The sequence below is a fragment of the Variovorax boronicumulans genome (assembly GCF_019352895.1).
Taxonomy (GTDB): Bacteria; Pseudomonadota; Gammaproteobacteria; order Burkholderiales; family Burkholderiaceae_C; genus Variovorax; species Variovorax boronicumulans_A.
This window is the reverse complement of record NZ_JAAAFX010000008.1, coordinates 185,250-211,025: the sequence shown is the minus strand read 5'-3', so window position 1 is coordinate 211,025 and position 25,776 is coordinate 185,250. Positions and strand designations below refer to the sequence as shown.

Genomic DNA, 25,776 nt, shown 5'->3' with positions numbered 1-25,776 from the left:
CTGTGTGGAACCACTTCTACAACTGGCACCGCCCGCACCACGGCATCAATCTCGTGGCCCCCGTCTCGCGTCTCTCGATGTCTCGCAAGAACCTCTTGACACTTCACAACTAGCGCGGCTGCGATGGTCTGCCTGGACCGATGGCCGGCAGCACAGTCCCCCGGCTCTCGCCGAAACCGATGCGCGTAGCGCCCGGCTTCTCGCACCAGCCGCGCAGCAGCACCGCATCGCCGTCTTCCAGAAAACCGCGCTGCTCGCCATTGGCCAGCGCCACCGGGCTCTGGCCCGCGCGTGCCAGCTCGATGATCGCGCCCGCCTCCCCAGGCCCCGGGCCCGAGATCGTGCCGCTGCCGAACAGGTCGCCGGAGTTCAGCTTGCAGCCGCCCATCGTGTGGTGCGCCACCATCTGCGCCACGCTCCAGTACTGGTGCCTGAAGCTCGTGCCCGACAGGCGCGACGGCCCGCTCTTGTTCTCGCGTGCCTTGTCGCTTTCGAGCCAGACCTCCAGGCTGATGTCTATCGCGCCGCTGTCGCGGTTCGCCTGGCTTTCCAGGTAGTCGAGCGGCTGGGGCTCGTTGGCCGGCCGGGTCCAGGCCTGGCGGTAGGGCGCGAGCGCTTCCATCGTCACGATCCATGGCGAGATGGTGGTCGCGAAGTTCTTCGCAAGAAATGGCCCGAGCGGTGCCATCTCCCAGAACTGGATGTCGCGCGCCGACCAGTCGTTGAGCAGGCAGATGCCGAAGATGTGTTCCTCCGCGCGCTCCAGCGGAATCGGTTCGCCGGCCGCATTGCCTTCGCCGATCCACACGCCGAGCTCGAGCTCGTAATCGAGCCGTGCACACGCGTGGTACGTGGGCGCCTTGGCGCCTGGCGCCAGGGTCTGGCCCATCGGCCGGTGAAAGCGCTGGCCGCTGACGCCAATGGTCGACACGCGCCCGTGGTACGCCGTCGGAATCCAGCGGAAGTTCGGCGTCACGTCGCCTTCGGGGTTGAACAGTCGCGTGATGTTCAGCGCATGGTCGATCGATGTGTAGAAGTCGGTGTAGTCGCCGATGCGCGCGGGCACGGTGTATTCGACCTCGGCCTGGGACACGAGGCACTTGCGCAGGTTCTGCACCGTGGCTGCCGGCACATCGCTTTGCAGCAGCGCGAAGACTGCATGGCGCAGCGCCTGCCATGCGGAAGTGCCGAGCGCGAAGAAGTCGTTCAGCGCCGGCAGTGCGGCTGCGCGTGCCGCATCGAGTGCGAGTCCGTCGACATGCGAGCCCGCGGCCAGCGCCGCCAGGTCGAGCACCTGGTCGCCGATGGCCACGCCGCCGCGAAACGGCTCGGGGCTTCCGATGCGGCGGAACATCGCATACGGCAGGTTCTGGATCGGAAAATCGGTGCCCGCGGCGTTGGCCGTTTCGACCCAGCTGCGGGTGCTGGCGTCGTGCGTGTGATTGAGCGCGATCATGGTTTGCTTGGTCCTTGGCTGTTCGTTCAGACCGACGCCGTCAGCGCGTCGTCGAAGATCGCGACCGCGCGCGTCCAGCCCGCCGACGCACCGCGGATCTTGTGCGGAAAGCAGCTGATGAAGAACCCCGTGGGCGGCAGCACTTCGAGGTTGTGCAGCTTCTCGATGTGGCAGTAGCCGATGTCGCGGCCGGCCTTGTGGCCTTCCCAGATCAGCGAGGCGTCTTGCGTTTCGCCGTACTTCTTGGCGGTGTGCACGAAAGGCGCATCCCAGCTCCAGGCGTCGGTGCCCGTGAGGCGTACGCCGCGCTCCAGCAGGTACATGGTGGCTTCGTAGCCCATGCCGGCGCCGGCCGACACGTAGTCGTTGTTGCCGTAGCGCGAGCCGGCGCGCGTGTTGATGATCACGATCTCCAACGGGCTCAGTGTGTGACCGATGCGCTTCAGCTCGGCTTCGACGTCATCGGCCGTGACGACGTAGCCATCGGCGAAATGGCGAAAGTCCAGCTTCACGCCCGGCTGGAAGCACCATTCGAGCGGCACGTCGTGGATGGCGATGGCGGGCTTCTTCTCGCCCAGCGCCTTGTCCATGGTCGAGTGGAAGTGGTAGGGCGCATCGAGGTGCGTGCCGTTATGGGTCGACAGCTGCACCAACTCCACGGCCCAGCCTTCGCCGTCGGGCAGGTCTTCTTTTTTCAGGCCCGGAAAGAAGGGCTCGATCTGCTCGTAGGTCTGCTCGTGCGTGAAGTACTGGATCTTCGGCGCGAAGGCCGGCGGATCGGACAGCACATCGTTTTCCAGAAAGATCGAGAGGTCGACAAACTTGCGTGGCATGGCGGGGCTCCTTGTGGGATGTGTTGGTGTTGGCGTGAAGGAAAGAAAGGACAAGGCGGAGAGAGCGGGGAGGTCAGGGCTGCTGCCAGCGCAGCAGGCGTTTCTCTGCAAAGGCCAGCAGGGCATTGCTCGCGAAGCCGATGAGCCCGAGCAGCACGATGCCGGCGAAGAGATCGCTGGCGCGGAAGGCACGCGCCGCCAGAAGAATGGCTTGGCCCAGGCCGTTTTGCGAGGCGATCATTTCGCCGACCACGGCGACGATCAGCGCGATGGTCAGGGCCAGCCGCATGCCGGCCAGGATGTCGGGCATGGCATTGGGCAGGCCCATCTTCCAGATGTACGCGGCGCGCGACATCTGCAGGCAGCGTGCCACTTCCGACAGCCGCGGCTCCACGGCGGCGAAGCCGTGCACAGTGGCCAGCAGCACCGGCCACATCGCGCCGAAGGCCACCACGAACAGCACCATGCCGGGGTTCAACCCAAAGATCGAAATGGCGAGCGGCAGCAGCGCCGATGCAGGCAATGGGCGAATGAATTCGAGCGTGGGCTGTATCCACGCGCGCACTGCCGGCGACACGCCGATGGCAGCGCCCAGCACCACGCCGAACAGCGAAGCCAGCAGCCAGCCTTCGACCATGCGGCCGACCGTCGCCTGTGTGAAGGCGAGCAACTCGCCGTTGCCCGAATCGCCGGAAAGGTTGAGCCCTTCGAGCAGGCTGGCGAAAGTGGCTTGCGGCGTGGGCAGGAACACGCGGCTGACCCAGCCGGCATTGCTCGCAACCCACCAGAGCGCAATCAATGCGCACAGCACGGCGAGCGAGCCGAGCCAGTTCATGCCGGCGCGGCTGCGGTCGTTGCCGTTCATGGCATCACCCCCATGCGCCGCGAGACCACGCGCTGCAGCTGCACCATGCCCGCGTTGACCGCAAAACCGACCACGCCGATCCAGCCCAGCCACGCAAGCATCAGCGCGGGGTCGAAGCTCTGCTGCGCAATCATCATCGCGTAGCCCATGCCGTTGGGGTTGGCCGCGATCTCCACCGTGACAGCCACCACAAGCGCCACCGCCACGCCGAGCCGCAGCGCGACGAACAGACGCGGCACGATGGCCGGCAGCACGATCTTGAAGGCCCGCTCGCGCGCCGACAAACCCAGCACGCGGCTGACTTCGAGCAGCCGAGGCTCGATCTGCTGCACGGCCGACTGCACCAGCACCAGCAATGGCCAGAAGGTGGCGAAGGCGACGATGGCCAGTTCCATGCGTACGCCAAAACCGAAGCCCAGCATCGCGAGTGGAATCAGCGCGACGGAGGGCACGGGACGCAGCACTTCGATCGACATCGAGCCAAGTTGTGCCGCGCGACGCGAGAGGCCGAGCAGCAACCCCAGCGCGATGCCGAGCACCGCGCCCAGCAGCAGGCCGAGCGCCGCCGTGCCGAGCGTGAAGCCCGTCGCCTGCCACAGCGAGCCGTCCATCGCTGCACCGACGAAAGCCTTGGACGCCGCACTCGGCGGTGCAATCGCATCGCTGCCCAATGCAGCCGCGCGCCGCGCGTACCACTCGAAGGCGCCGACCAGCAGGGCCGGGAACACCCATGGCCGCAGCCAGCGCATGAGGCGGCGCTCAGTCATGGCCCTGCTCGATGAAAGCAAACAGCTCACGCCGCAACTGCAGGTATTCCGGATGCTCCTTAGTCGTGAGCTGGTCGCGCGGGCGCGGGATCTTCACGTCGATCATTCGCGCCAGGCTGGGTCGGCCGGGGCCGGGGTTGGCCTGCAGCGTGATCACGCGGTCGCCGAGGTAGATGGCTTCTTCCAGGTCATGCGTGACGAACAGCACCGTGAGCCCGGTCTCGTGCACCAGCCGGGCCAGTTCGTCCTGCAGGCTCTGGCGCGTGAGCGCATCGAGCGCGCCGAAGGGTTCGTCCATCATCATCAGTTCGGGCTGTTGCGCGAGGCAGCGGGCGATCTGCACACGCTGCTGCATGCCGCCGGACAGCTGCACCGGAAACTTCTGCGCATGTTTGGCAAGGCCGACCTTGCCGAGCACAGCGGCGATGCGCGGCGCGCGTTCTGCCGCAGGCACGCCGGCGGCTTCGAGCGCCAGGCTCACATTGCCTTCCACCGTGCGCCAGGGCAGCAGTGCACGGCCGTAGTCCTGGAACACGAAGGCCACTTCGCGCGAGGGCTCGGTCATCTTCACGCCGTTGCGCCGCACCTCGCCCGCGCTGGCCGTGACGAGGCCGCTGGCCGCGCGCAGCAGCGTGGTCTTGCCACAGCCGCTGGGGCCGACGATGCAGACGAACTCGCCGCGCGCCACGTCGAAGGAAGTGGGCGACAGAATCTCGCGACCGCCCAGGCGGATGGTCACGCCGTCGAAGCGCAGGAAGGGTGTGGCTTGCATCGTGGGACTTGTCGGCGAACGTGCAGCGCTCGCGGAAAGCGCGGCGCGCGCGGTGATCGGGGCGGGTAAGGAAATCACTTGGCGATCAACTTCGCGACGTCGATGTTCGTCTTGAGCATGTCCTGCTCCTTCATCAGCCCGGTCCAGTAGCCGAGCTGCTTTTCGCTGACCGTGGGACCGGGCGGCGAGATCTGCACCTTCGCCAGCACCTCGGGCGGCAGCTTGATGTATTTGCCGATGCTTGCGCGCACCTTCGCGTCGTTCTTCGGCTGCTGCATGAAGGCAGCCGATTCGACCAGCGACTCGCGGAAGGCGCGCGCCGTCGCCGGGTTCTTCGCCACCCATTCGCGTTTGGCCGCGTGCACGATGGTCTGGTTGTGCTCGGGCAGGAAGGTTGAGTAGTACGAAGCCACGTAGCCCGCGCCGCTCTCAGTGATGCGGCTCATGAACGGGTCGGCGGACACCACCGCGTCGACCGAGCCACCTCGCAGCAGGTCGGCATGTTGCGGGAACGCAGCTTCGACGAAGTTGACCTTGCGGTAGTCCACGCCGCTGTCCTTGAGCCATGCGCGGAAGGTCACGTGCAGGAAGGCGCCCAGGCCCGGCACGCCGATCTTCTTGCCGATGCAATCCTGCGGGCCCTTGATGCCCGAGCCCGCGCGCGCCACCAGGCCGAAGCCGGTGATCGTCTTTGAAGTGAGTCCGCCGCCGGCCACCAGCACCAGGTCGAGGCCGCCATCCACCGCCTGCAGGAAGACCGAAGGCGTGGGCCCGCCGATCTGCAGCGAGTCGGATTGCAGCGCCGCCGGGATCGTGGAGTTGAGCGGAATGAACTTGAGCTCGACGTCGAGGTTGCGCTTCTTGAAATAGCCCTCTTCGGCCGCCACGAAGACTGAGGCGAAGTCCGTCACCGCCGTGTAGCCGAACACGATCTTCGGGTTCGACTGTTGCGCGTGCGAAGGCAGCGCGGCGGTAGCCGATGCCGCTGCCAGCGCAGACAGCAGGGTGCGTCGATTCATCATGGCTTTTGTCTCCTGGGGGTGGTTTTGTTCGTGCGTGGGGTCTTGGGCCGTGGCAGCGCGGCGCGCAGGCCGCCGACGATGAAGTTCACCAGCATCGGTGCCACGGCGGGGTCGGCGCGCCTGTTCTCGCCGCGCGAGAGCCGTTCGATGCGGCTGTCGTTCAGGTGGTGCAGCAGCGAGCCCAGTGCGAACTGATAGCCCCAGGCGGCCTGGCCGCGCGTGGCGTGCGGCAGCGCGATGTGCAGCGCGTCGATGTACGCCTCGGCCAGCGGGTCGAAGTAGGCGCGCAGCACGCGGTCGGCTTCTTCTGTGGCGTGGTACAGCTCGCGGGCCACCAGCAGTGCGTAGTACTCGCCCTCGGAACTTGCGCGCAGAGCCAGCACGGGCGCGGTGAAGGCTTCGATGATGCGCGGCAGCGTGCGCGTGTCGTCGGGGTCGATGCTCACCGCCGCCAGCCCCGCGAGCCGCGCCTCGATGGAGTGCGCCCAGTGCTCGAAGATCGCGTGAAACAGCTCGTGCTTCTGGCCGTAGTAGTAGCCCACCAGTGCCAGCGGCACGCCAGCCTCTTCAGCGATCTGGCGGATCGTCACCACGTGGTAGCCGTGCTGCGCGAAGAGTTTCTCGGCCGCCAGCAGGATGGCCTGCTTGCGATCGGGCCGCGTGGCCTCGGCGGTGATGGCGGCAGCCCTTGGGGCGCTGCGTTTGACGGACGGAATGCGGGCGTTCATGGAAGCGTATTGAACGCTTGTACAAAAATGTTGAACACGCGTACAAACCCTGAGGTCAACCCCGATTGAGCACGGTCGTTCGCAGCGCTACGCTTGGGGCATGCCCGCTCCCAATATTCCCCAGATCCGTCTCTATCAAAACTGGCTGCGCGAGACGCGCGGCCTCTCGTTCGACAGCTACGACGCGCTGTGGCGCTGGTCCACCACCGAGCTTGATGCCTTCTGGCAGAGCATCTGGGACTACGCCGGCATGCGCTCGCCCACGCCCTACAGCGCGGTGCTGGCCGAGCACCGCATGCCCGGCGCGGTCTGGTTCCCGGGCGCGCAGGTCAACTACGCACGCGAAGTGCTGCGCCACGTCGACGCGGCCCATGCGGCCGGCATGCCCGCCATCGTGAGCGACGACGAGCGCGGCCAGGTGCGCGAGATGAGCTGGCCCGAGCTGCGGCGCCAGGTCGCCTCGACGGCGCTCAGCTTGCGCGCGCTGGGCGTGCGGCGCGGCGACCGCGTCGCGGCCTACCTGCCCAACATCCCCGAGACCATGGTCGCCTTCCTGGCCTGCACCAGCATCGGTGCGGTGTGGAGCGTGTGCGCGCCCGACATGGGCACGGCCGCGGTGGTCGACCGCTTCCGCCAGATCGAACCCACGCTGCTGATCGCGGCCGACGGCGTGCACTACGGCGGCAAGGCGCTGGACCGCAGCGCGATCGTGCAGGCGCTGCGCGGCCAGCTGCCCAGCGTGCGCAAGCTGCTGCTGCTGCGCACCCCCTTCGCGACGACGCAGATCGAGGCCGACGCCGACTGGACCGAGGCCACCGCGCGCGACGACGCCGAGGTCGCGGCCTTCGAGCCCGAGTGGCTGCCCTTCGACCATCCGATCTGGATCGTCTACTCGAGCGGCACCACCGGCCTGCCCAAGCCCATCGTGCACGGGCAGGGCGGCATCATCATGACCATGTACGCCTGCGGGCTGCACAACGACTTCGGCGCCAGCTACGGCGCCAACAACTTCGGTGAACGTTTCCACTGGTACAGCTCGACCGGCTGGGTCATGTGGAACTGCCAGCTCGCAGGCCTGGCCGCGGGCACCACCATCGTGCTCTACGACGGCAACCCGGCCGGCAGCAAGGAGAAGCCCGACTGGAGCGTGCTCTGGCGCTTCGTCGCCAGGCACCGCGTGACCTTCTTCGGCGCTGGCGCGGCCTACTTCACGCACTGCATGAAGGCCGGCGTCGAGGCCTCGGCCTGCGGCGACCTGTCGCGCGTGCGCGTGCTGGGCAGCACCGGGTCGCCGTTGTCGGAAGAGGTGCAGCGCTGGGGCAGCGCGCAGTTCCGGGACGCCGGCTCGAAGGACATCTGGTGGTGCAACATCTCGGGCGGCACCGACTTCTGCGGCGCCTTCGTCGGCGGCAACCGCGAGCTGCCCGAAGTGCCGGGCCAGATGCAGTGCCGCCAGGTCGGCCACGCGGTCGAGGCCTGGAACGAGCAGGGCCAGCCGGTGATCGGGGAGGTCGGCGAACTGGTCTGCGTGCAGCCCATCCCCTCGATGCCGCTGTACTTCTGGGGCGACGAGCCGATCGTGCAGCCCCCGGGCGGCGAAGCCGCCCACCCCCCGAGGGGGTCCGGCTCCGACTTGGGGCGGCCCGGCGTCGAGCCGGGGCCGCGCTACCTCTCGAGCTACTTCGACACCTACCCCGGCGTCTGGCGCCACGGCGACTGGCTCAAGGTGGGCGAGGACGGCGGCTGCATCATCTACGGCCGCAGCGACGCCACCATCAACCGCCAGGGCCTGCGCATGGGCACCAGCGAGATCTACAGCGCGGTCGAGGGCCTGCCCGAGGTGCTCGATTCGATGGTGGTCGACCTCGAGTACCTGGGCCGCGACAGCTACATGCCGCTGTTCGTGGTGCTGCGCCCGGGCGTCGCGCTCGACGACGCGATGCGCGCCAAGCTCAACGACGCGATCAAGACCGCGCTGTCACCGCGCTTCCTGCCCAACGACATCTTCCAGGTGGCCGAGATCCCGCGCACGCTCTCGGGCAAGAAGCAGGAGCTGCCGATCAAGAAGCTGCTGCTGGGCCAGCCGATCGAGAAGGTGGTCAACCGCGAGGCGATGGCCAACCCGGGCAGCCTGGATTGGTATGTGGCGCTGGCGGCGCAGCGGGCCGAGGCACCCTAGCTTGCGCCACGTCAAACCGCTGGGGAGCGCGCACCGATAGCCTGAGGTTTTCCGCACAAGGAGAGCCGCATGGCTGCATTGCAATGGTCCGAGTCGCTGTCGCTGGACCTGCCCCCGATGGACCAGACGCACCAGGAATTCGTCGCGCTGCTCGCGCAGGTCGAGGGTGCCGACGACGCGCAACTGGTGCCGGCCTGGCGCGCGTTGATCGATCACACGGTCGATCATTTCGGCACCGAGGACGCGTGGATGCGCAGCACCGGCTTCTCGTCGACCAACTGCCACACGGTGCAGCATCGCGTGGTGCTGGAGGTGATGCGCGAGGGCCTGGTGCAGGGCCTCAAGAACCAGACCGATGCCATCCGCCGGATGGCCCGCGAACTGGCCGTGTGGTTCGTGCAGCACGCCCAGACCATGGACGCCGCGCTGGCGCTGCACCTGCGCAGCGTGGGCTTCGACGCGGCCACGCCGCAGGTGCGCATGCCGCAGGGGCTGCCGGCGGTGCCGCTGACGGGCTGCGGCTCGGCCGCCTGCGCGACGGCCTGAGGCGCGCTACAGCCAGGTGCCGTTGCTCGGCATCTGGATGTTGGTCGCCGGGTCGCTGCCGCCGACCATCGAACCGATGGCGATGCTCAGCAGCGAGATGAAGATGCTCGCGAAGAAGGCGGTCCAGAAGCCCGAAACCTTGAAGCCGCGCACCAGGGCCGAGACGAGCAGGATCATCAGCGCGTTGATCACCAGCAGGAACAGGCCGAAGGTCAGCAGGGTCAGCGGCAGCGTGAGCACGATCAGCAGCGGCTTGACCACCGCATTGGCAAAGCCCAGCAGCAGGGCAGACACCACCAGCGCCCCGGTGCTGTCGAACTTGAGACCCCGGAACAGGTAGCTGGCGATCCACAGCGACAGGCCGGTGATGGCCCAGTGGACCAGGAAGGGGGTCAGGTTCTGCAGCATGGACTTTTTTCTCTCTTGCTTGTGGGTTTGGTGAGAAGGCGGTGCATCGATTCTCGCCCGTCGCCGGCACGCGCCGCGGGCCCGTTCGCAATGGCATGGCGCCCCGCCGGACTTCGCCTGCACTGCGCGGGGCGATCGGCTATGGTGGCCGGATGTCGCAACTCCCCGTCAACCATTTCAAGCGCGCGCTGGCCGAAGGCCGGGCGCAGATCGGGCTGTGGTGCAGCCTGCCCGACCCCTACATCGCGGAGATCGTCGCCGGTGCCGGCTACGACTGGCTGCTGTTCGACACCGAGCACGCGCCCACCGACGTGCCGCGCATGCTCCAGCAGCTGCAGGGCGCGGCCTCGGCGGTGCCGGCCGGCGAGCGCGCATCGTCGGCCGTGGTGCGCCCCGCGTGGAACGACCCGGTGCTGATCAAGCGCTACCTCGACATCGGCGCCCAGACCTTGCTGCTGCCCTTCGTGCAGAACGCCGACGAGGCCCGCGCCGCGGTGCGCGCGATGCGCTATGCGCCTGACGGCATCCGCGGCATGGGCGGCTCGATGCGGGCCTCCAACTACGGCCGCACCCAGGGCTACGCACAGCATGCGCACGAGGAGCTGTGCCTGCTGGTGCAGGTCGAGACGCGCGAGGCGCTCGACCGGCTCGAGGAGATCGCCAGCGTCGACGGGGTCGACGGCGTGTTCATCGGCCCGGCCGACCTGTCGGCCAGCATGGGCCATCCGGGCAACGCCGGCCATCCGGAAGTGCGCGCGGCCATCGACGGCGCCATCGCCCGCATCCGCGCCTGCGGCAAGGCGCCGGGCATCCTGCTGGTGGACGAGGTGCGGGCGCGCGAGTGCCTGGACCTGGGCGCGCTGTTCGTCGCGGTCGCGATGGACCTGCAGATCCTCGCGCGCGGCGCCGAGGCCATCGCCATGCGCTTCGGCGCCGGGGGCGTCGCCCCGTCGACACCAGCCGCGAAGATCAGCTACTGAGCGCGGCGGCGCGCCCGGTCGCGCCCCGCGAGACGCGCCACAGCAGCGTCGCCGCGATCGACATGTTGAGCAGGTTCCAGGCGATGCCGTTGAGGAAGGCCGCGTGGTAGCTGCCGGTCAGGTCGAACACCTTGCCCGACATCCAGCCGCCCAGCGCCATGCCCAGCAGCGTGCACATCAGCACCGTGCCGACGCGCGCGCCGGCCTCGGCGGGCGGGAAATGCTCGCGCACGATGATCGCGTACGAGGGCACGATGCCGCCCTGGAACAGGCCGAACATCGCCGACACCACGAACAGCGGCACCAGCCCGTCGAAGGGCAGGAACAGCAGCAGTGCCACGCACTGCAGGCCCGAGCCCAGCAGCAGCGTGCGCAGGCCGCCGATGCGGTCGCAGATCGCGCCCGAGATCAGCCTGCTGGCGATGCCGCAGGCCAGCATCAGCGAGAGCATCTGGGCGCCGCGCGCCGCGCCGAAGCCCAGGTCGGTGCAGTAGGCCACGATGTGCACCTGCGGCATCGCCATCGCGACGCAGCAGGCCACGCCGGCCACGCACAGCAGGCCCTGGGCGGTGCCCAGGCTCAGGCCGAAGGGGCGCATGCCGGGCACCGGCCGGCCGGCGACAGGGGCCGGTGCCGCCATCGAGAGGGCCGGCGGCCGCGCGTGCATCAGCAGCGCCAGGCCGGCCATCGCGAGGCCGCAGAACAGGCCCATGCCGAGGTAGGTCTGGCGCCAGCCCACGGTCTCGACGAAGTGCTGGGCGATCGGCGGCCAGGCGGCGCCGGCGATGTAGTTGCCGCTGGCGCACACCGCCACTGCGATGCCGCGCCGTTTCACGAACCACAGCGAGGTGTCGGCCACCAGCGGCGCGAAGGCGGCGGAACTGCCGAGCAGCCCGACCAGCACCGCCTGCGCCGCGATGAAGACCACGATGTTCGGCGCCAGGCCGCAGGCCACGTAGCCCAGCCCGAGTGCGACCGCGCCGCCCAGCAAAGGCCACATCACGCCGAAGCGGTCGGCCACCTTGCCCATCAGCATGCCGCCCACGCCGAAGCCGATCATCAGCAGCGTGTAGGGCAGCGAAGCCTGCGCGCGGTCGATGCCGAAGTCGGCCTGCACCGCGGGGATCACGACCGAGACCACGTACATGCCGCTGCTGCCCACGGTCATGATCAGCAGCGTGATCAGCAGGCGCCAGAGGGCGTAGCGCGAATCGGGCAGGTGGGGCGGGGCGGCGGCGGTCGTCGTGGTCATGCGGGCTTGTCTCGGGCTTCGCCATCTGGTGTGGCTGGGGCGGCGGTGGCCGCTGCCGGCCCCGCCTTTGGCACGCATTGTGGCCGCGTCAGGCGAAGGGCAGCGCGAGCGTGGCGGCCAGCGGCACCTCGCCGATGCGCTCGCCGCTCGCGACGATGACGGCGCGGTCGCGCTCGGCCGCGATCTCGGCCAGGGTGCGCCACAGGCAGCGCATCGAGGCGGCATCGAGCCCGCCGGTCGGCTCGTCGAGCAGCGTGAGCGGGTGCTTCGAGGCCAGGGCCGCCGCGAGCCAGACCTTGCGCTTGGAGCCCGTGGAGAGCATGTACATCGCCTTATCGATGTGGGGCGCGAGCGAGAAGCCTTCGACCAGCGCGGCCCAGCGCGCTTCGTTGAACGGCAGGTCGGCGCGGCGCAGCGACAGCGCGCAGTCGCGGCCGCTCATGGCGTCGAAGGCCTCGGTGCCGGGCTCGATGAAGAACAGGTGGCGCCGGTAGGCCGCTGCGTCGCCGGGCAGCGATGCGCCGCACAGCGTCAGCGTGCCGGCGCTAGCGGGTACCGTGCCGGCGAGCACGCGCAGCAGCGTCGACTTGCCGCTGCCGGTGTCGCCGTGCAGCAGCGTCACGCCGGGGCCGATGGCGGCGGACCAGTCGGCCACCAGCGGCGGTTCGCCGGGGTAGGCGAAGCGCAGGCGGTCGATGGCGAGGGTGGGAAGGGTGGGAAGGGGAGAAGGGGCCGATGTCATGGCCCGCACCGTACCGCAACCTGGCGCCGGTTCACGCGATCGTCTCCAGCACCCAGCCCTTGGCGTCGAAGCGCAAGCTGTGGGTCGGTCCCAGCGCCTTGATAAAACGCGCATCGTGCGAGGCCACGACCAGCGCGCCCGGATAGTTTGCGAGCGCCTGCTCCATCGCCTCGACCGACGCCAGGTCGAGGTGGTTCGTGGGCTCGTCCAGCAGCAACAGCTGCGCCGGCTCGCCGGCCCACAGCGCGCAGGCCAGCGCGGCCTTCATGCGCTCGCCGCCGCTTAGCGCGCCCGAGGGCATGCCGACCTGCGCGGGCCCGAGGCCCAGCCAGGCCAGGTGGCTGCGCAGCACGCCCTCGGGCAGCGGCGTGTGCAGCGCCTGCAGGCGTTCCAGCACCGACTGGTGGCGTGGCAGCAGGCCGTCCGCGCACTGGTCCAGCCAGGCGTGAGGCACGCCGATGCGGCAATCGCCCGAGACGGGCGCGATCTCGCCGGCCAGCATCTTCAAGAGCGTGGTCTTGCCGCAGCCGTTGGGCCCCTGCACCGCCACGCGCAGCGGGCCGGCGAGCGCCAGCGACAGTGGCGCGGCGCCGGGCGGGAAGGGCGGCACCGCGTCGTCCAGCGTCAGCACGCGCTTGCCGGCCGCCACCGTGGTGGCCGGCAGCATCAGCGCGAGCGCCGGCGCCTGCTCGGTGCGCGCGAGCGCCTGCCGGACCGCACCCGCCAGCCGGTCGACGGTGTCGCTGCGGCGTGCGTTCGCCTTGCCGGCGCTGGCCTGCGCTGCGTCCTTCATGCGGCCCAGCACCAGCGCCGGCAGGTTGCGCGTCTTCGCGTCGCGCCGTTGGCGGGCCGTGCGCTGCTGCTGGGCATCGTGCTGCGCGCGCAGTGCGCGCAGGCCGGCCTTCTTCTCGGTGCGCGCGTGCTGCAGCGCGGCCTCCGCCGCGGCCGCCTGTTGCGCACGCTGCTGCGCATAGCGCGGGAAGCTGCCGCCATGGCGCGTGAGCCCGTCCGGGCCGAGTTCCAGGATCGCGTCCACGGTCTCGAGCAGTTCGCGGTCGTGGCTCACGACCACGGCCGCGCCAGGCCATGCGGCCAGCTTCGTGCGAAGCCAGCGTCGCGCGCCGGCATCGAGATGATTGGTCGGTTCGTCGAGCACCAGCGCATCGGCGCCGGACAGGAAGGCGCCGGCCAGCGCCACGCGGGTCCGCTCGCCGCCGCTGAGCCGGTCGGCAGGGTCCGAGGGCCGCAGCGGCGGCAGCCCACCCTCGGCCAGCGCCTGGGCGAAGGTGGCGGCGATGTCCCAACGGCCCTCGAGCAGCGCGAAGTCGGCGGGGTCGAGCCCGCCGGCCTCGATGCGCGCGAGCGCGTCGAACAGCGGCGCGAGGCCGGCGACCGCTGCCACGCATGTGCCCGCCGTGGCGCCGACCTCCTGCGGCACCCAGGCCACGCTGCCGCCGCGCACGACGCGGCCCGAACCGGGCGTCAGGCGATCGACCAACAGCCGGGCCAGCACGCTCTTGCCCGCACCGTTGCGGCCGACGAGGCCGATGCGTTCGGCGTGCAGCTCGGCGTTCAGGTCGTGGAACAGCGCGCGTCCGTCGGGCAGGGTGAAGCCCAGGTGGCGCAGCGAGAAAAGGGAAGACCCGGGAAGGGCCGAGGCATCGGCCGAGGCCGGGACGCACGCCATGTGCGCATCGTCATGAAGGACAACCATGCAGGCTCCTGACAAGAAAGGGAGAGGCCGCGGTCCGGGACGCTGTGGGCGTGCGGGGGCGGTGCTTCTTGATGAGGACGACTGGCAGGGATCACATGGCGCGTGACGGGGCTGGTGGGGTGGCGGGGCCGGTCGGAGCGTGTGGCGGTGGCGAAAGTTCCTTGCGCGCGCGTTCAGGCGCCGCGCGCCTGGCCCACCAGCCACTCGGCGAACAGGCCCAGCAGCGGCCGGCCTTCGCCGCGGTCGGGCGTGACCAGGTAGTAGTTGCGCTGGCCCGAGAGCACCTGCGCGCAGGCCACGACGAGTTCGCCGCGCGCGAGTTCGTCCTCGACCAGCAGGGTCGGCATCAGCGCCACGCCCAGGCCCTGGGTGGCGGCCGCGGCCAGCATCGAGAACAGCTCGTAGCGCGGCCCGGTGCGCGCGCGCGGCGCATCGACCTGCTGCGCATCGAACCACTGGCGCCAGCCCTCGGGCCGGGTGCTCTGCTGCAGCAGCGGCATCCGCGCGATGGCGTCGGGCGTCACGGCCTGGCCGTGCGGCAGCAGCCGCGGGCTGCACAGCGGCACCACGTCTTCGCGCAGCAGCAGGGCGGTGTGCGTGCCGGCCCAGTTTGCCACCTGCGCGGGCGTGCCCGCATAGATCGCCGCGTCGAACTCGGCATCGGCGAACAGGAAGGGGCGGGTGCGGGTCTCGATGTGCACCACCACCTCGGGCTGCTGGCGCGCGAAGGCCGGCAGCCGCGGGATCAGCCAGCGCGTGGCGAAGGTGGGCACCGCCGCCAGTGCCAGCGAGCCGCCGGCGCCCTGGTCGGCCATGGCGTCGAGCGTGTCGCGTTCCATGGCCTCGAGCCGCTTGGCGGTCTGGCGCGCATAGGCGGCGCCGCTGGGCGTGAGCGCCACGCCGTGCCGCGTGCGCCGAAACAGCGTGACGCCGAGGAAGGCCTCCAGCGCGCCGATCTGGCGCGAGACCGCACTCTGCGTGAGCGCGAGCTCCTGCGCGGCGCGCGTGTAGCTCTCGTGGCGCGCAGCGGCGTCGAAGCAGACCAGGGTCTGCAGCGGCGGGATCTTCCGGCGCACTAGAGATCCCCCCCGCTGCGTCTCACCTCGCACAGGAAAGTGCGCTGCGTGTGGCGCGTGCAGAAACTCAAGGTATTCGTGCAATGCATATCTGGCTGAGTATTGCTCGTTTGCGCCGACCCGGTGCCGAGGCTAGGATCGAGCCATTCATTTCCCGTCTTTTCCCTCTTCTTCCGGAGACAGCACATGGCCGCCAAAGCGCAATTCCACTGGGACGATCCCCTCCTGCTCGATCAGCAGCTGACCGACGAAGAACGCATGATTCGCGATGCGGCCAATGCCTACTGCCAGGAGCGCCTGCTGCCCCGCGTGACCGAGGGCTTCCGCAGCGGCGAGACCGACCCCGCCATCTTCCGCGAAATGGGCGCGCTGGGCCTGCTGGGTCCGACGATTCCCGAACAGTACGGCGGCCCGGGCCTCAACTACGTGGCCTACGGCCTGATCGCGCGCGAAGTCGAGCGCGTCGATTCGGGCTACCGCTCGATGGCCAGCGTGCAGAGCTCGCTGGTGATGGTGCCGATCTTCGAATTCGGCACCGAAGCGCAGAAGCAGAAGTACCTGCCCAAGCTCGCCACCGGCGAGTTCATCGGCTGTTTCGGCCTGACCGAACCCGACCACGGCTCCGACCCCGGCAGCATGGCCACGCGTGCCAAGAAGGTGCCGGGCGGCTATTCGCTCAGCGGCGCCAAGATGTGGATCAGCAACTCGCCCATCGCCGACGTGTTCGTGGTGTGGGCCAAGGAAGTCAGCGAGTCCGGCACGGTCGGCCCGATCCGCGGCTTCGTGCTCGAGAAGGGCATGAAGGGCCTGTCGGCTCCCGCGATCCACGGCAAGGTGGGCCTGCGCGCCAGCATCACCGGCGAGATCGTGATGGACGGCGTGTTCTGCCCCGAAGAGAACGCCTTCCCCGAAGTGCAAGGCCTCAAGGGCCCGTTCACCTGCCTCAACAGCGCACGCTACGGCATCTCCTGGGGCGCACTCGGCGCCGCCGAGGACTGCATGCACCGCGCCCGCCAGTACACGCTGGACCGCAAGCAGTTCGGCCGCCCGCTCGCGGCCAACCAGCTCATCCAGAAGAAGCTGGCCGACATGCAGACCGAGATCGCGCTGGGCCTGCAGGGCAGCCTGCGGCTGGGCCGCATGAAGGACGAAGGCATCGCCTCGGTCGAGATCACCTCGATCCTCAAGCGCAACAACTGCGGCAAGGCCCTCGACATCGCCCGCCTGGCGCGCGACATGATGGGCGGCAACGGCATCAGCGACGAGTTCGGCGTGGCACGCCACCTGGTGAACCTGGAAGTCGTGAACACCTACGAAGGCACGCACGACATCCACGCGCTCATTCTGGGTCGCGCGATCACCGGCATCGCGGCTTTCGCGAACTGATGTCGGTCTGGCGGGTGCTGCGCACGTTCGCGCTGTGGGGGCCGATGCCCGCCGCACTGGCACTCGCCGTGATGATGGCGCTCGGGGCCGCGAAGGCCCTGGTGCCCGCCGTGCTGCTGACCTACTTTGTCGGGCTGGTTCCGGCCGTGCTGGCGGCATTGGTGTTTCACATGCTCCTGCCGTGGGTGCGGGGCGGCGCCCCCGCGCGAACGAAGGCCATGGGCGCGATGCTGGGCGCAGCGGCCGGCGCTGCGGTGGGTGTTATTTGTCATGTGCTGCTCGCCAGCTCGCGCGCTGATCCGAGCGCGCCGGAAGCGACCGAGGCAGTCATGTCGTTCTTGGTGCCCTTCGTGCTGCCCGGCGCGCTGGGTGGATTGATGGCCGGCGCGCGTTGCGGCTGGCTGCTGGCCGATCACGCATCGGAATTGAAAACATGAGCGCTCCTCCAAAGACCCCCGCGGCCCTCGACGGCCTCAAGGTGCTGGACCTGTCCCGCGTGCTCGCGGGTCCCTGGTGCACGCAGATCCTGGCCGACCTCGGCGCCGATGTCGTGAAGATTGAACGCCCCGGCGTCGGCGACGACACGCGCGGCTGGGGCCCGCCCTTCCTCAAGGACGCGGACGGCAACGACACCGACCAGGCCACCTACTTCACCGCCTGCAACCGCAACAAGCGCTCGGTCACGGTCGACATGGCCACGCCCGAGGGACAGGCGCTGCTGCAGCGGATGGCCGCGCAGAGCGACATCGTGGTGGAAAACTTCAAGACCGGCGGCCTGAAGCAGTACGGCCTCGACCACGAGACCCTGCGCGCGGCCAACCCGCGGCTGATCTACTGCAGCGTGACCGGCTTCGGCCACGACGGCCCGCACGCGCAGCGCGCCGGCTACGACCTGATGATCCAGGCCACCAGCGGCATGATGAGCATCACCGGCCGGCCCGACGAGGTGCCCGGCGGCGGCCCGTTGCGCGTGGGCGTGGCACTGACCGACCTGTTCACCGGCGTGTACGCCAGCACGGCCATCCTGGCCGCGCTCGAGGTGCGCCATCGCACCGGCGAGGGCCAGCACATCGACATGGCGCTGCTCGACGTGGGCATGGCGATCCTGGCCAACCAGGCCAGCGCCTTCCTCAACGCGGGCGTGGTGCCGCAGCGCCAGGGCAACAGCCATCCGAGCCTCGCGCCCTATCAGGACTTCCAGACGCAGGACGGCTCGATGCTGCTGGCCATCGGCAACAACGGCCAGTTCGCGCGCTTCTGCGAAGCGGCCGGCCATGCCGAGTGGGCCGCCGATCCACGCTTCGCGAGCAACACGCTGCGCGTCACGCACCGCGAGGTGCTGATCCCGCAGATGCAGGCGGTCACCCGCACGCGCAGCACCGCCGACTGGATCGCGCTGCTGGAAGACAAGGCCGTGCCCTGCGGCCCGATCAACAACATCGCGCAGGCCTTCGACGACGAACAGGTCAAGGCGCGCGGCCTGGCCGTGACGCTGCCGCGCGATGCGGGCGACGGCATCGCCAGCATCACCGGCGTGGCGAGCCCGCTGCGCCTGTCGGCCACGCCGCCGGTGCTGCGCCATGCGCCGCCCGCGCTGGGCCAGCACACCGACGAGGTGCTGGCCGAGTTCGGCCTCGACGCAGAAAAAATCGCGGCGCTGCGCGCCGGCGGGGTGCTCTGACGACGTCCGCCCGCCCCGTGTCCGCGGCGCCGGCGCCCGATGCGCTGACGCCCGCGGACCGCTACGCGGAGCTCTTCACCGCGGTGCAGGGCGCGCGCGTCTTCCCCGACAGCAAGACCTTCGTCGACTGTGCGCCGCGCGGCGACCCGGCGGCCATCCTCGCGGCCTACCGGGCGCAATGTGGCGCGCCGGGCTTCGACCTGCGGGCCTTCGTGGCTGCGCATTTCGAGGAGGAGCATCCGGCACCGAGCGACTACATGTCGGTGCCCGGCCAGCCGATCGCAGCCCACATCGACGACCTCTGGTCGGTGCTCACGCGCCATCCGCACCAGCTGCCGCCCGACGGCTCGCTGCTGCAGGTGCCGCATCCCTACGTGGTGCCGGGCGGCCGCTTCGGCGAGCTCTACTACTGGGATTCGTATTTCACGATGCTCGGGCTCGCGGCCAGCGGGCGGCTCGAACTGCTTGGCGACATGGTGCGCAATTTCGCGCACCTGATCGACACCTGCGGCCATGTGCCCAACGGCACGCGCACCTACTACCTGAGCCGCTCGCAGCCACCGCTGTTCGCCTTCATGGTCGAACTCGCGGGACGATTGGGCGCGACGAATGCGCTCGACCAGCTGCCGCAGCTGCGCACGGAGCACGCCTGGTGGATGCGCGGCGCCGAAGGGCTCGCGCCCGGCAGCGCGCAGGCGCGCGTGGTGCGGCTGCCCGACGGCGCGCTGCTCAACCGCTACTGGGATGCGCGCGACACGCCGCGCGAGGAGGCTTGGGCCGAAGACGTGGCGACCGCGCAGGCCAGCGGCCGCGAACCGGCCGAGGTCTACCGCCACCTGCGCGCCGCGGCCGAGTCGGGCTGGGACTTCAGCACGCGCTGGCTCGAGGAAAGCGAGGCGCCGACGCTCGCCAGCATCCGCACCACCGACATCGTGCCGGTCGACCTCAACGCCTTCCTGTTCAAGCTCGAGACCACCATCGCCGCGCTGTCCGAACAGGCCGGCGACCGCGCGAGCGCGCAGGCCTTCACGCAGCAGGCGCAGCGCCGCCGCGATGCGGTCACGCAATGGCTGTGGAACGTGGAACAGGGCGCCTTCTTCGACCACGACTGGCGCCAGGGCCGGCAACGCCGGGGCCTGACCGCGGCCTGCGTCGCGCCGCTGTTCGCGGGACTGGTCGATGCCGCGCAGGCCGACGCGCTGGCGCAGACGGTGCGGCAACGCCTGCTCGCGCCCGGCGGCCTGTCGACCACCGAGTGCTTCAGCGACCAGCAGTGGGACCAGCCCAACGGCTGGGCAGCGCTGCAGTGGATGGCGATCGACGGTTTCGCGCGCCATGGCCACCACGCGCTGGCCGGCACCATCGGCAAACGCTGGCTGGCCACCGTGGCGGCGGTCTACGAGCGCGAGGGCAAGCTGGTCGAGAAGTACGCGCTGCGCCAGCAGGAGCACCAACGCTCGGCCGGCGGGGGCGGTGGCGAGTACCCGCTGCAGGACGGCTTCGGCTGGACCAACGGCGTCACGCGCGCCCTGCTGGCGGCCCATCCGCAGCACACGGCGCATGGCTGCGTGGCGCATGCGGCGGAGCCGCTGCACCGATAACGCGCTTCAGAGCGCGCGGCCGACGATCGCGAGCGCGAACACCACGACGCCGATCGACAGGTTGACCGCCACCAGCTTGCGGATGCTGTTCAATTGCACCGCGGCCACCGGCCATTCCTTGGCCGTCACGGCGCGTTGCAGGCGCGGGTAGGGTGCGAAGCGGATGTGCAGGAACAGCGCCATCATCACCAGCCCCAGCGTGAACATGCCGTGCACGCTCCAGTGCACGCGCGCGAAGCCGCCGGCCGCCATCACCAGCGCCAGGCCGCTGACGAGCACTGTGGCCACGGCGATCGAGACACCGGCGAAGAAGCGCGACAGTGCCGCGGCCATGAAGGGCAGGCGCTGCGGCGGCTCGAGCGTGGCGACGGCCGCGGGGCGCACCGCGAAATGCATCACCGCCATGCCGCCGACCCAGAAGGCGACGGCGAGCAGGTGGAGGAAGAGAAGGAGGGAGGTCGTGAGGAACATGGCGCAGCGTAGACCATCGCGATGGCCGGCGCGTGCAATGCCCTTAGGACCGGTCGATCAAGCCAGCGCCTTTCAGGGCGGAAGGGCTGTCATGCGGGAGGATGCGGGGCAGGGCCCAGGAGCACGCGTTGGGGAACCACCGCACGACCACCTGCTCCTACGCCGAACGCGCCCCGGCCCGCCATGGCCCTGTCCTTCGTCTTTTCCTTCTTCTCTCTCCCGCTCCCATGACAGAAATCCGCAACGCCGTTGCCGATCAATTGCGCTTCCGCCGCCGCGTTTTCGTGATCGCTGGCGTCGTGCTGTTCGGCTTCGGCCTGCTCTCCTCCCGGCTCGTCTACCTGCAGGTCACGCGACACGAGGATCTGTCCCGCCAGGCCGAAAGCAACCGGACGGCCGTCGTGCCGGTGGTGCCGAACCGCGGCCTGATCATCGACCGCAACGGTATCGTCCTCGCGTCGAACGAGGCGGCCTACACGCTCGAACTGACGCCCTCCAAGGCCGGCGACGTCAACGCGGCCATCGCCGAGCTGCAGGAACTCGTGCCGCTGTCGCCGCGCGAGTTGCGCCAGTTCAGGCGCCAGCTCGGCGAGGCGCGAAGTTTCGACGCGGTGCTCCTGCGCAGCCGGCTCAGCGAAGAGGAGGTCGCCCGTTTCGCCGCGCAGCGCTACCGCTTCCCGGGCATCGAGATCAAGGCGCGCCTGCTGCGCAACTACCCGCACGGCGAGACCGGTGCGCATGTCATCGGCTACATCGGACGCATCAACCAGCGCGAGAAGGCCGCGATGGACGACTGGGACGACGAGGAAAAGGCCAACTACCGCGGCACCGACCACATCGGCAAGCTGGGCATCGAGCAGAGCTACGAGAAGGAATTGCATGGCCAGACCGGCGCCGAACTGATGGAGACGTCCGCGGGCGGCTATGCGGTGCGGCGGCTGTCGAGCCATCCGTCGGCAGCGGGGCACACCGTGATGCTGTCGCTCGACATCAAGCTGCAGAAGCTGGTGGAAGACATGTTCGGCGAACGCCGCGGTGCGCTGGTCGCGATCGACCCGGGCACGGGCGAGGTCCTGGCCTTCGTCAGCAAGCCGAGCTTCGACCCCAACCTCTTCATCGAGGGGATCGACGTCGAGAGCTGGAAGGCGCTCAACGAATCGCTCGACAAGCCGCTGCTCAACCGCGCGCTGCGCGGCACCTATCCGCCCGGCTCGACTTACAAGCCCTTCATGGCCCTGGGTGCGCTGGAAACCCGGACGCGCGCGGCCGACGTGGTCGAGAACGACCCGGGCTTCTACAACTTCGGCGGGCGCACCTTCCGCAGCCATGACGGCGGCCTGGGTGGCGTCGACATGCACCGGGCGATCCAGCGGTCCAGCAACACTTACTTCTATTCGCTGGCGAACGAGATGGGTGTCGACAGGATCCACGACTTCATGAAGCCGCTGGGCTTCGGCCAGGTGACCGGCATCGACCTCGCGGGCGAAAGCCGCGGCGTGCTGCCGAGCACCGCATGGAAACGCAACGCCTACCGGAAGGCCTCGATGAAGACCTGGTTCCCGGGCGAGACCATCTCGCTGGGCATCGGGCAGGGCTACAACAGCTTCACCATGCTGCAGCTGGCCTCGGCCAACGCCACGCTCGCCAACGGCGGCGTGAAGTACACGCCGCACCTGGTGCGCGCCATCCAGGACCCGATCACCGGCGCGGTGGTGAAGAAGAACCAGCCGCCCGGTGAGGACCTGGGCTATGCACGCGCGCATGTCGACGTGGTGCGCAACGCCATGGTGGCGGTGACCCAGGGCGGCACCGGCACCCGCGTCTTCGCCGGGGCGGCCTACGCATCGGCCGGCAAGACCGGCACCGCGCAGGCGGTGACGCTCAGCGCGGCCGCGCGCGCGAGCGGCAAGGCCCTCGACCCGCGCCAGCGCGATCATTCGCTCTACATGTCCTTCGCGCCCGCCGCCGACCCGACGATCGCGGTGGCGGTCATCGTGGAGAACGCGGGCTTCGGCGCGGCGCATGCCGCACCGATGGTGCGTCGCGTGTTCGACTACTGGATCTCGGGCCTGTACCCCAACGAGGCCGACATGGCGGCCGTCAGGATCGGCAAGGCCGGCGCGCCGATCGGGACGCCCTTGCCGGCCGGCGAGGTCTGGCCTTTCGACGAGGCCGATGCGACACCGGAAGAAGGCGCCGCCGGGTCGCTCTGAGCACGACGCGTGCCGGAAATCCCGGCCTCGACGGTTTCGCTGCGCAGCCGAGCGGCCTCCTCGCGCGGCTCAGGGGTTCCAGGGCGAGCGCTCAGCGGCCGGCCGCGCGACCACTCCTGGATCTCGCAGCGGCCGATGCCCAGGTCGTTGAGTTCGCGGTCGCTCATCCCGCGCAGCGCCAGCACGTCGCGCCGTTCGATGGCGGCGGCGCGCCGGCGCGCCACCCAGCGGCGCAGCCCGGCGAGCAGGGCGGACGAGGGGCGGGCGGCGGTCGGGCGGGTCATCGAAAGGCTCCAGGGTGGGGTGAGCCGCGATCTTCTGCTTCCAGGTGCTATTGTGGAAGTTGAGATTTCTGAGGCCATCGATCAGCTTTTCTGATCATCCGACAAGGACCGCGCCATGCGCCAACTCAACCTCGACCAGCTGCGCACGCTGATCGCCATCGCCGACCTCGGCACCTTCTCCGCGGCCGCGCAGGCGCTGCACCTCGCGCAGCCCACCGTGAGCCTGCACATCAGCGAACTCGAATCGCGGCTGGGCGCGAAGCTGGTCGCGCGCGGCAGCCGCAGCGTGAGCGTGACGCCCGCGGGGGCCGCGCTGGTCGAGCGCGGACGCCGGCTGCTGCGCGATGCGGACGAGGCCATCGAGGCCGTGCATCGCCAGGCCGAGGGCCGGCTCGGCCGCGTGCGCCTGGGCACCTCCACCGGCGTGGTGATCGACCTGCTGCCGCAGGTGCTCGAGGCGCTGCAGGCCAGCCATCCGGGCATCGACGTCGAGGTGAGCATCCTCGGTTCGTCCGAGGCGATGGAGCGGCTGGCGCAGGGCACGCTCGACATCGGCCTGGTGGCGGTGCCGCAGCCGCCGCTGCGCGAGCTGGTCGTCACGCCCTGGCGCAGCCAGCCCATGATGGCCTTCGTGCCGCCCAAGTGGAAGGCGCCGCGGCGCGTGACCCCGGCCTGGCTGGCCACGCAGCCGCTGATCTTCAACGACGCGCGCACCCACATGTACCGGCTGGCCGTGGAGTGGTTCGCGAACGCGGGCCACGCGCCGCGCGCGCGCATCGAGCTCAACTACGACGTCGCCATCCGCAGCCTGGTGGCCGCGGGCTACGGCGCCGCGATGCTGCCCCTGACGCCCAGCACCGACGAGGCCTGGCACGAGCGCGTGCAGATCCTGCCGCTGAGCCCGCCGCTCACGCGGCGGCTGGGCATCGCGCACCGCGACAAGGGCGCGATGGATGGCGCGACCGCGCGGGTGGTCGAAGTCCTGCACCAATTCAAGCAGCGTTGAACTTCTCCACCTGCGCCACCACCCAGCGCGGATCGTCCAGCGCCAGGTCGTGCCCCGCTGTCGGATGTTCGGCGAGGGGCAGCCGCCAGGCCTGCGCCAGCCGGCGCGAGCAGCCTGGGTCGACCAGGCCGTCGCCCGCGCCGACCAGCACCTGCAGCGGCACGCGGGGCGCCTCGGCCGGGGCGCGGTAGCGCGCGGCGGCGAAGAGCTGGCGCAGCGCGTTGGCGGTCGCCACCGGATGCCGTTCGCGCAGCGCGACCCAGTCGGCCACGATGCCGGGCGCGGCGGTGCCGGTGGCATGGTGCCGGCTCGTGAGCCGCAGCACCGTGGCCTCGCGCACCCGCGCATCGCGCCAGGGCCACAGCACGCCCAGCAGGGCCGCGTAGTGGCGCGGCCGCAGCCGCTGGTGCCAGGCGCTGAAGGGCCGCAGGCTGGTGTTGACCAGCACCGCGCTGTCGATCTCCTGCGGATGCCGGTGCGCCCATTCGACCGCCACCATCGCGCCCAGCGACATCGCGAGCAGGTGGCAGCGCGCGATGCCCAGCGCCCGCAGCTGCGCGCGGCAGTGTTCCATGGTGGCGCGGATCGATGCCGGGCTCGCGAGCGCATGCAGCGCGCCCGCGCCGGGCAGGTCGATGGCCAGCACGCGTGCGCCGAGCGGCAGCGCGGCGGGCAGCAGCGCGGGCAGGGCGCCCCAGTGGCCGGCCTCGCGCGTGAGGCCGCGCAGCAGCACCCAGGTGGGGGCGGTCGGCGCGGGCGTCATGCGGCGTACCAGCGCGCCAGCGCCTGCGCATGGTGGCGACGCCGCGCCTCGTCCGTCGGCACCCATTGCGCATGGCTGCTGGCCGCGCGCGTGATGAAGTCCATCCACCACATGTGACGGCGCAGCACGCGCTGCTGGCGGTGCGCGATCACCGGGTTGAAGATGCCGTGGCGCGAGAACAGCTGGCGCGGGTTCTTCTTCACCCACAGCCACGAACCCATCTCCAGCGTGAGCGGCAGGAACAGCGTGTCGGGCCGCGCGCAGGCCGCGAGGTAGAGGTGGTCCCAGAGGTCGCCGTGCGCCATGTACTGCCGACTCTGCGGCTCGAGCACGTAGGGGTGGTGCAGCAGGCTCAGGTCGATCAGCTCGCCCAGCGCATGCATCTCGGGCAGGTGCGCCATGGGCTGCGGCGTGTGGGCATAGGGAAACCACAGCCGGTCGCTCAGGCCGAAGCCCGAGTGGCAATCGAGCGCGATGCTGAAGGGGCGGCTCAGCAGCTCGCTCTCGACCAGTGCGCACAGCGCGGCGCTCTCGGCCTCCATCGCCGCGCCCTCGACGCCGCGGTACCAGGGCAGCGTGGCGCTCAGGCGCTGGCCGCCGAGCAGCCAGGGCACGCGCTCCTGCGAATCGACGGGCGCATTGCGCATCAGGTCCACGCCGCGCGGGTTGGCGCGGGTGTTGAGCCACAGGCCGCCGGGGTTCACGATCGGCAGGAAGACCAGGCGCAGCGTCTCGAGCTGCCGCTGCAGCGTGGTGTCCCACTGCAGCCGCGTCACGATGCTGCGCAGGTAGGCGATCGTGACCTGCGCGCCGATGCGCTCGAGGCCGTGCACGCCGCCGAAGATGCCGACCGCGGGCACGTCGCTGCGCGTGCTGCCCAGCAGGAAGGCCTGCACCTCGAAGCGCTCTTCGCCGACCTCGACCTCGCACAGCACGCGGCGTTCCATCGACGGCCCGGCGAGGTCGACGAGGGCCTGGAGTTCGAGCAGTTCGGGCAGGTCTGAGGGGCGCAAGATGCCTGCAGGATAGCC

At 70.0% G+C, this 25,776-nt stretch carries 24 protein-coding genes and 1 pseudogene; 9 read left to right on the top strand and 16 right to left on the bottom strand.

Features of this window, described 5'->3' with window-relative positions:
* Positions 1–109 precede the first annotated feature (109 nt).
* From fahA to K0H49_RS19235, 7 genes are all read right to left on the bottom strand, one after another.
* Entirely contained in the window at positions 110–1,456 is a 1,347-nt protein-coding gene (fahA, locus tag K0H49_RS19265) for a fumarylacetoacetase (RefSeq protein ID WP_219215876.1), read from the bottom strand.
* A gap of 26 nt (positions 1,457–1,482) precedes the next feature.
* Positions 1,483–2,289, bottom strand: coding sequence for a cyclase family protein (locus K0H49_RS19260; RefSeq protein ID WP_219215874.1), 807 nt, complete (start codon positions 2,287–2,289; stop codon positions 1,483–1,485).
* Between the two features lie 73 nt (positions 2,290–2,362).
* Positions 2,363–3,154, bottom strand: coding sequence for an ABC transporter permease (locus K0H49_RS19255; protein WP_219215872.1), 792 nt, complete (start codon positions 3,152–3,154; stop codon positions 2,363–2,365).
* Positions 3,151–3,921: an ABC transporter permease gene (locus K0H49_RS19250; protein ID WP_219215870.1), complete on the bottom strand. Its 771-nt coding sequence runs from the start codon at positions 3,919–3,921 to the stop codon at positions 3,151–3,153. The genes K0H49_RS19255 and K0H49_RS19250 overlap by 4 nt, the downstream gene beginning before the upstream one ends.
* Entirely contained in the window at positions 3,914–4,771 is an 858-nt protein-coding gene (locus tag K0H49_RS19245) for an ABC transporter ATP-binding protein (protein WP_219215868.1), read from the bottom strand. Before K0H49_RS19245 ends, K0H49_RS19250 begins: the two co-directional genes overlap by 8 nt.
* A complete protein-coding gene (locus K0H49_RS19240) occupies positions 4,768–5,715 on the bottom strand; it encodes an ABC transporter substrate-binding protein (RefSeq protein ID WP_219215866.1) in 948 nt (315 codons plus the stop codon). Before K0H49_RS19240 ends, K0H49_RS19245 begins: the two co-directional genes overlap by 4 nt.
* Complete coding sequence (locus tag K0H49_RS19235; protein WP_219215863.1) at positions 5,712–6,443, bottom strand: TetR/AcrR family transcriptional regulator; 732 nt, start codon at positions 6,441–6,443, stop codon at positions 5,712–5,714. Before K0H49_RS19235 ends, K0H49_RS19240 begins: the two co-directional genes overlap by 4 nt.
* Before the next feature lie 100 nt (positions 6,444–6,543).
* Between K0H49_RS19235 and K0H49_RS19230 the strand changes: the two genes are divergently transcribed.
* Both K0H49_RS19230 and K0H49_RS19225 read left to right on the top strand, forming a co-directional pair.
* Positions 6,544–8,622: an acetoacetate--CoA ligase gene (locus K0H49_RS19230; RefSeq protein WP_219215861.1), complete on the top strand. Its 2,079-nt coding sequence runs from the start codon at positions 6,544–6,546 to the stop codon at positions 8,620–8,622.
* A gap of 69 nt (positions 8,623–8,691) precedes the next feature.
* On the top strand, positions 8,692–9,168 hold the full coding sequence (locus K0H49_RS19225) for a hemerythrin domain-containing protein (RefSeq protein WP_219215859.1): 477 nt from the start codon (positions 8,692–8,694) through the stop codon (positions 9,166–9,168).
* Between the two features lie 6 nt (positions 9,169–9,174).
* Here K0H49_RS19225 and K0H49_RS19220 read toward each other — a convergent pair whose 3' ends face one another.
* Complete coding sequence (locus K0H49_RS19220) at positions 9,175–9,576, bottom strand: phage holin family protein (RefSeq protein ID WP_219215857.1); 402 nt, start codon at positions 9,574–9,576, stop codon at positions 9,175–9,177.
* Positions 9,577–9,728: 152 nt separating this feature from the next.
* Between K0H49_RS19220 and K0H49_RS19215 the strand changes: the two genes are divergently transcribed.
* Positions 9,729–10,556: an aldolase/citrate lyase family protein gene (locus K0H49_RS19215; RefSeq protein ID WP_219215855.1), complete on the top strand. Its 828-nt coding sequence runs from the start codon at positions 9,729–9,731 to the stop codon at positions 10,554–10,556.
* Here the strand turns inward: K0H49_RS19215 and K0H49_RS19210 are convergent.
* The 4 genes from K0H49_RS19210 to K0H49_RS19195 form a co-directional block, all read right to left on the bottom strand.
* Positions 10,546–11,808 (bottom strand): MFS transporter, encoded by a 1,263-nt coding sequence (locus tag K0H49_RS19210; protein ID WP_219215853.1) that lies wholly within the window; start codon positions 11,806–11,808, stop codon positions 10,546–10,548. The two genes, K0H49_RS19215 and K0H49_RS19210, sit on opposite strands and share 11 nt — an antisense overlap.
* 88 nt (positions 11,809–11,896) lie before the next feature.
* The gene (locus tag K0H49_RS19205; protein WP_219215851.1) at positions 11,897–12,550 is read right to left on the bottom strand and encodes an ABC transporter ATP-binding protein; all 654 of its coding nucleotides are present in this window, start codon (positions 12,548–12,550) and stop codon (positions 11,897–11,899) included.
* A gap of 31 nt (positions 12,551–12,581) precedes the next feature.
* Positions 12,582–14,264: an ABC-F family ATP-binding cassette domain-containing protein gene (locus tag K0H49_RS19200; protein ID WP_257625005.1), complete on the bottom strand. Its 1,683-nt coding sequence runs from the start codon at positions 14,262–14,264 to the stop codon at positions 12,582–12,584.
* Positions 14,265–14,437: 173 nt separating this feature from the next.
* Positions 14,438–15,340, bottom strand: coding sequence for a LysR substrate-binding domain-containing protein (locus tag K0H49_RS19195; protein WP_219215849.1), 903 nt, complete (start codon positions 15,338–15,340; stop codon positions 14,438–14,440).
* 186 nt (positions 15,341–15,526) lie between these two features.
* On the opposite strand from K0H49_RS19195, the gene K0H49_RS19190 reads away from it, so the two are divergent.
* Genes K0H49_RS19190 through treF form a run of 4 tightly spaced genes read left to right on the top strand, consistent with a single transcriptional unit; the run spans position 15,527 to position 20,008 of the window.
* Positions 15,527–16,726, top strand: coding sequence for an acyl-CoA dehydrogenase (locus K0H49_RS19190; protein WP_219215847.1), 1,200 nt, complete (start codon positions 15,527–15,529; stop codon positions 16,724–16,726).
* The gene (locus K0H49_RS19185) at positions 16,726–17,163 is read left to right on the top strand and encodes a hypothetical protein (RefSeq protein WP_219215845.1); all 438 of its coding nucleotides are present in this window, start codon (positions 16,726–16,728) and stop codon (positions 17,161–17,163) included. The genes K0H49_RS19190 and K0H49_RS19185 overlap by 1 nt, the downstream gene beginning before the upstream one ends.
* The gene (locus K0H49_RS30690; protein WP_257625004.1) at positions 17,160–18,407 is read left to right on the top strand and encodes a CaiB/BaiF CoA transferase family protein; all 1,248 of its coding nucleotides are present in this window, start codon (positions 17,160–17,162) and stop codon (positions 18,405–18,407) included. Before K0H49_RS19185 ends, K0H49_RS30690 begins: the two co-directional genes overlap by 4 nt.
* A 17-nt stretch (positions 18,408–18,424) precedes the next feature.
* Complete coding sequence (treF, locus tag K0H49_RS19180; protein ID WP_374122381.1) at positions 18,425–20,008, top strand: alpha,alpha-trehalase TreF; 1,584 nt, start codon at positions 18,425–18,427, stop codon at positions 20,006–20,008.
* 6 nt (positions 20,009–20,014) lie between these two features.
* Here treF and K0H49_RS19175 read toward each other — a convergent pair whose 3' ends face one another.
* On the bottom strand, positions 20,015–20,479 hold the full coding sequence (locus K0H49_RS19175) for a CopD family protein (protein WP_219215843.1): 465 nt from the start codon (positions 20,477–20,479) through the stop codon (positions 20,015–20,017).
* Between the two features lie 227 nt (positions 20,480–20,706).
* On the opposite strand from K0H49_RS19175, the gene mrdA reads away from it, so the two are divergent.
* Positions 20,707–22,692, top strand: a complete 1,986-nt coding sequence (mrdA, locus tag K0H49_RS19170; RefSeq protein WP_219215841.1) for a penicillin-binding protein 2 — start codon at positions 20,707–20,709, stop codon at positions 22,690–22,692.
* 128 nt (positions 22,693–22,820) lie between these two features.
* On the opposite strand, the pseudogene K0H49_RS19165 reads toward mrdA, so the two are convergent.
* Positions 22,821–22,976, bottom strand: a pseudogene (locus K0H49_RS19165) (hypothetical protein); the annotation flags it as partial.
* A gap of 115 nt (positions 22,977–23,091) precedes the next feature.
* Here K0H49_RS19165 and K0H49_RS19160 point away from each other — a divergent pair.
* Positions 23,092–23,982 carry a LysR family transcriptional regulator gene (locus K0H49_RS19160; RefSeq protein WP_219215839.1) on the top strand — a complete coding sequence of 297 codons (891 nt, stop codon included), beginning with the start codon at positions 23,092–23,094 and terminating at the stop codon, positions 23,980–23,982.
* Here the strand turns inward: K0H49_RS19160 and K0H49_RS19155 are convergent.
* Together K0H49_RS19155 and K0H49_RS19150 are read right to left on the bottom strand one after the other, a co-directional pair.
* Positions 23,969–24,745: an alpha/beta fold hydrolase gene (locus tag K0H49_RS19155; RefSeq protein ID WP_219215837.1), complete on the bottom strand. Its 777-nt coding sequence runs from the start codon at positions 24,743–24,745 to the stop codon at positions 23,969–23,971. The genes K0H49_RS19160 and K0H49_RS19155 overlap by 14 nt on opposite strands.
* Positions 24,742–25,758 carry a M14 family zinc carboxypeptidase gene (locus K0H49_RS19150; protein ID WP_257625003.1) on the bottom strand — a complete coding sequence of 339 codons (1,017 nt, stop codon included), beginning with the start codon at positions 25,756–25,758 and terminating at the stop codon, positions 24,742–24,744. The genes K0H49_RS19155 and K0H49_RS19150 overlap by 4 nt, the downstream gene beginning before the upstream one ends.
* Between the last annotated feature and the right edge of the window lie 18 nt (positions 25,759–25,776).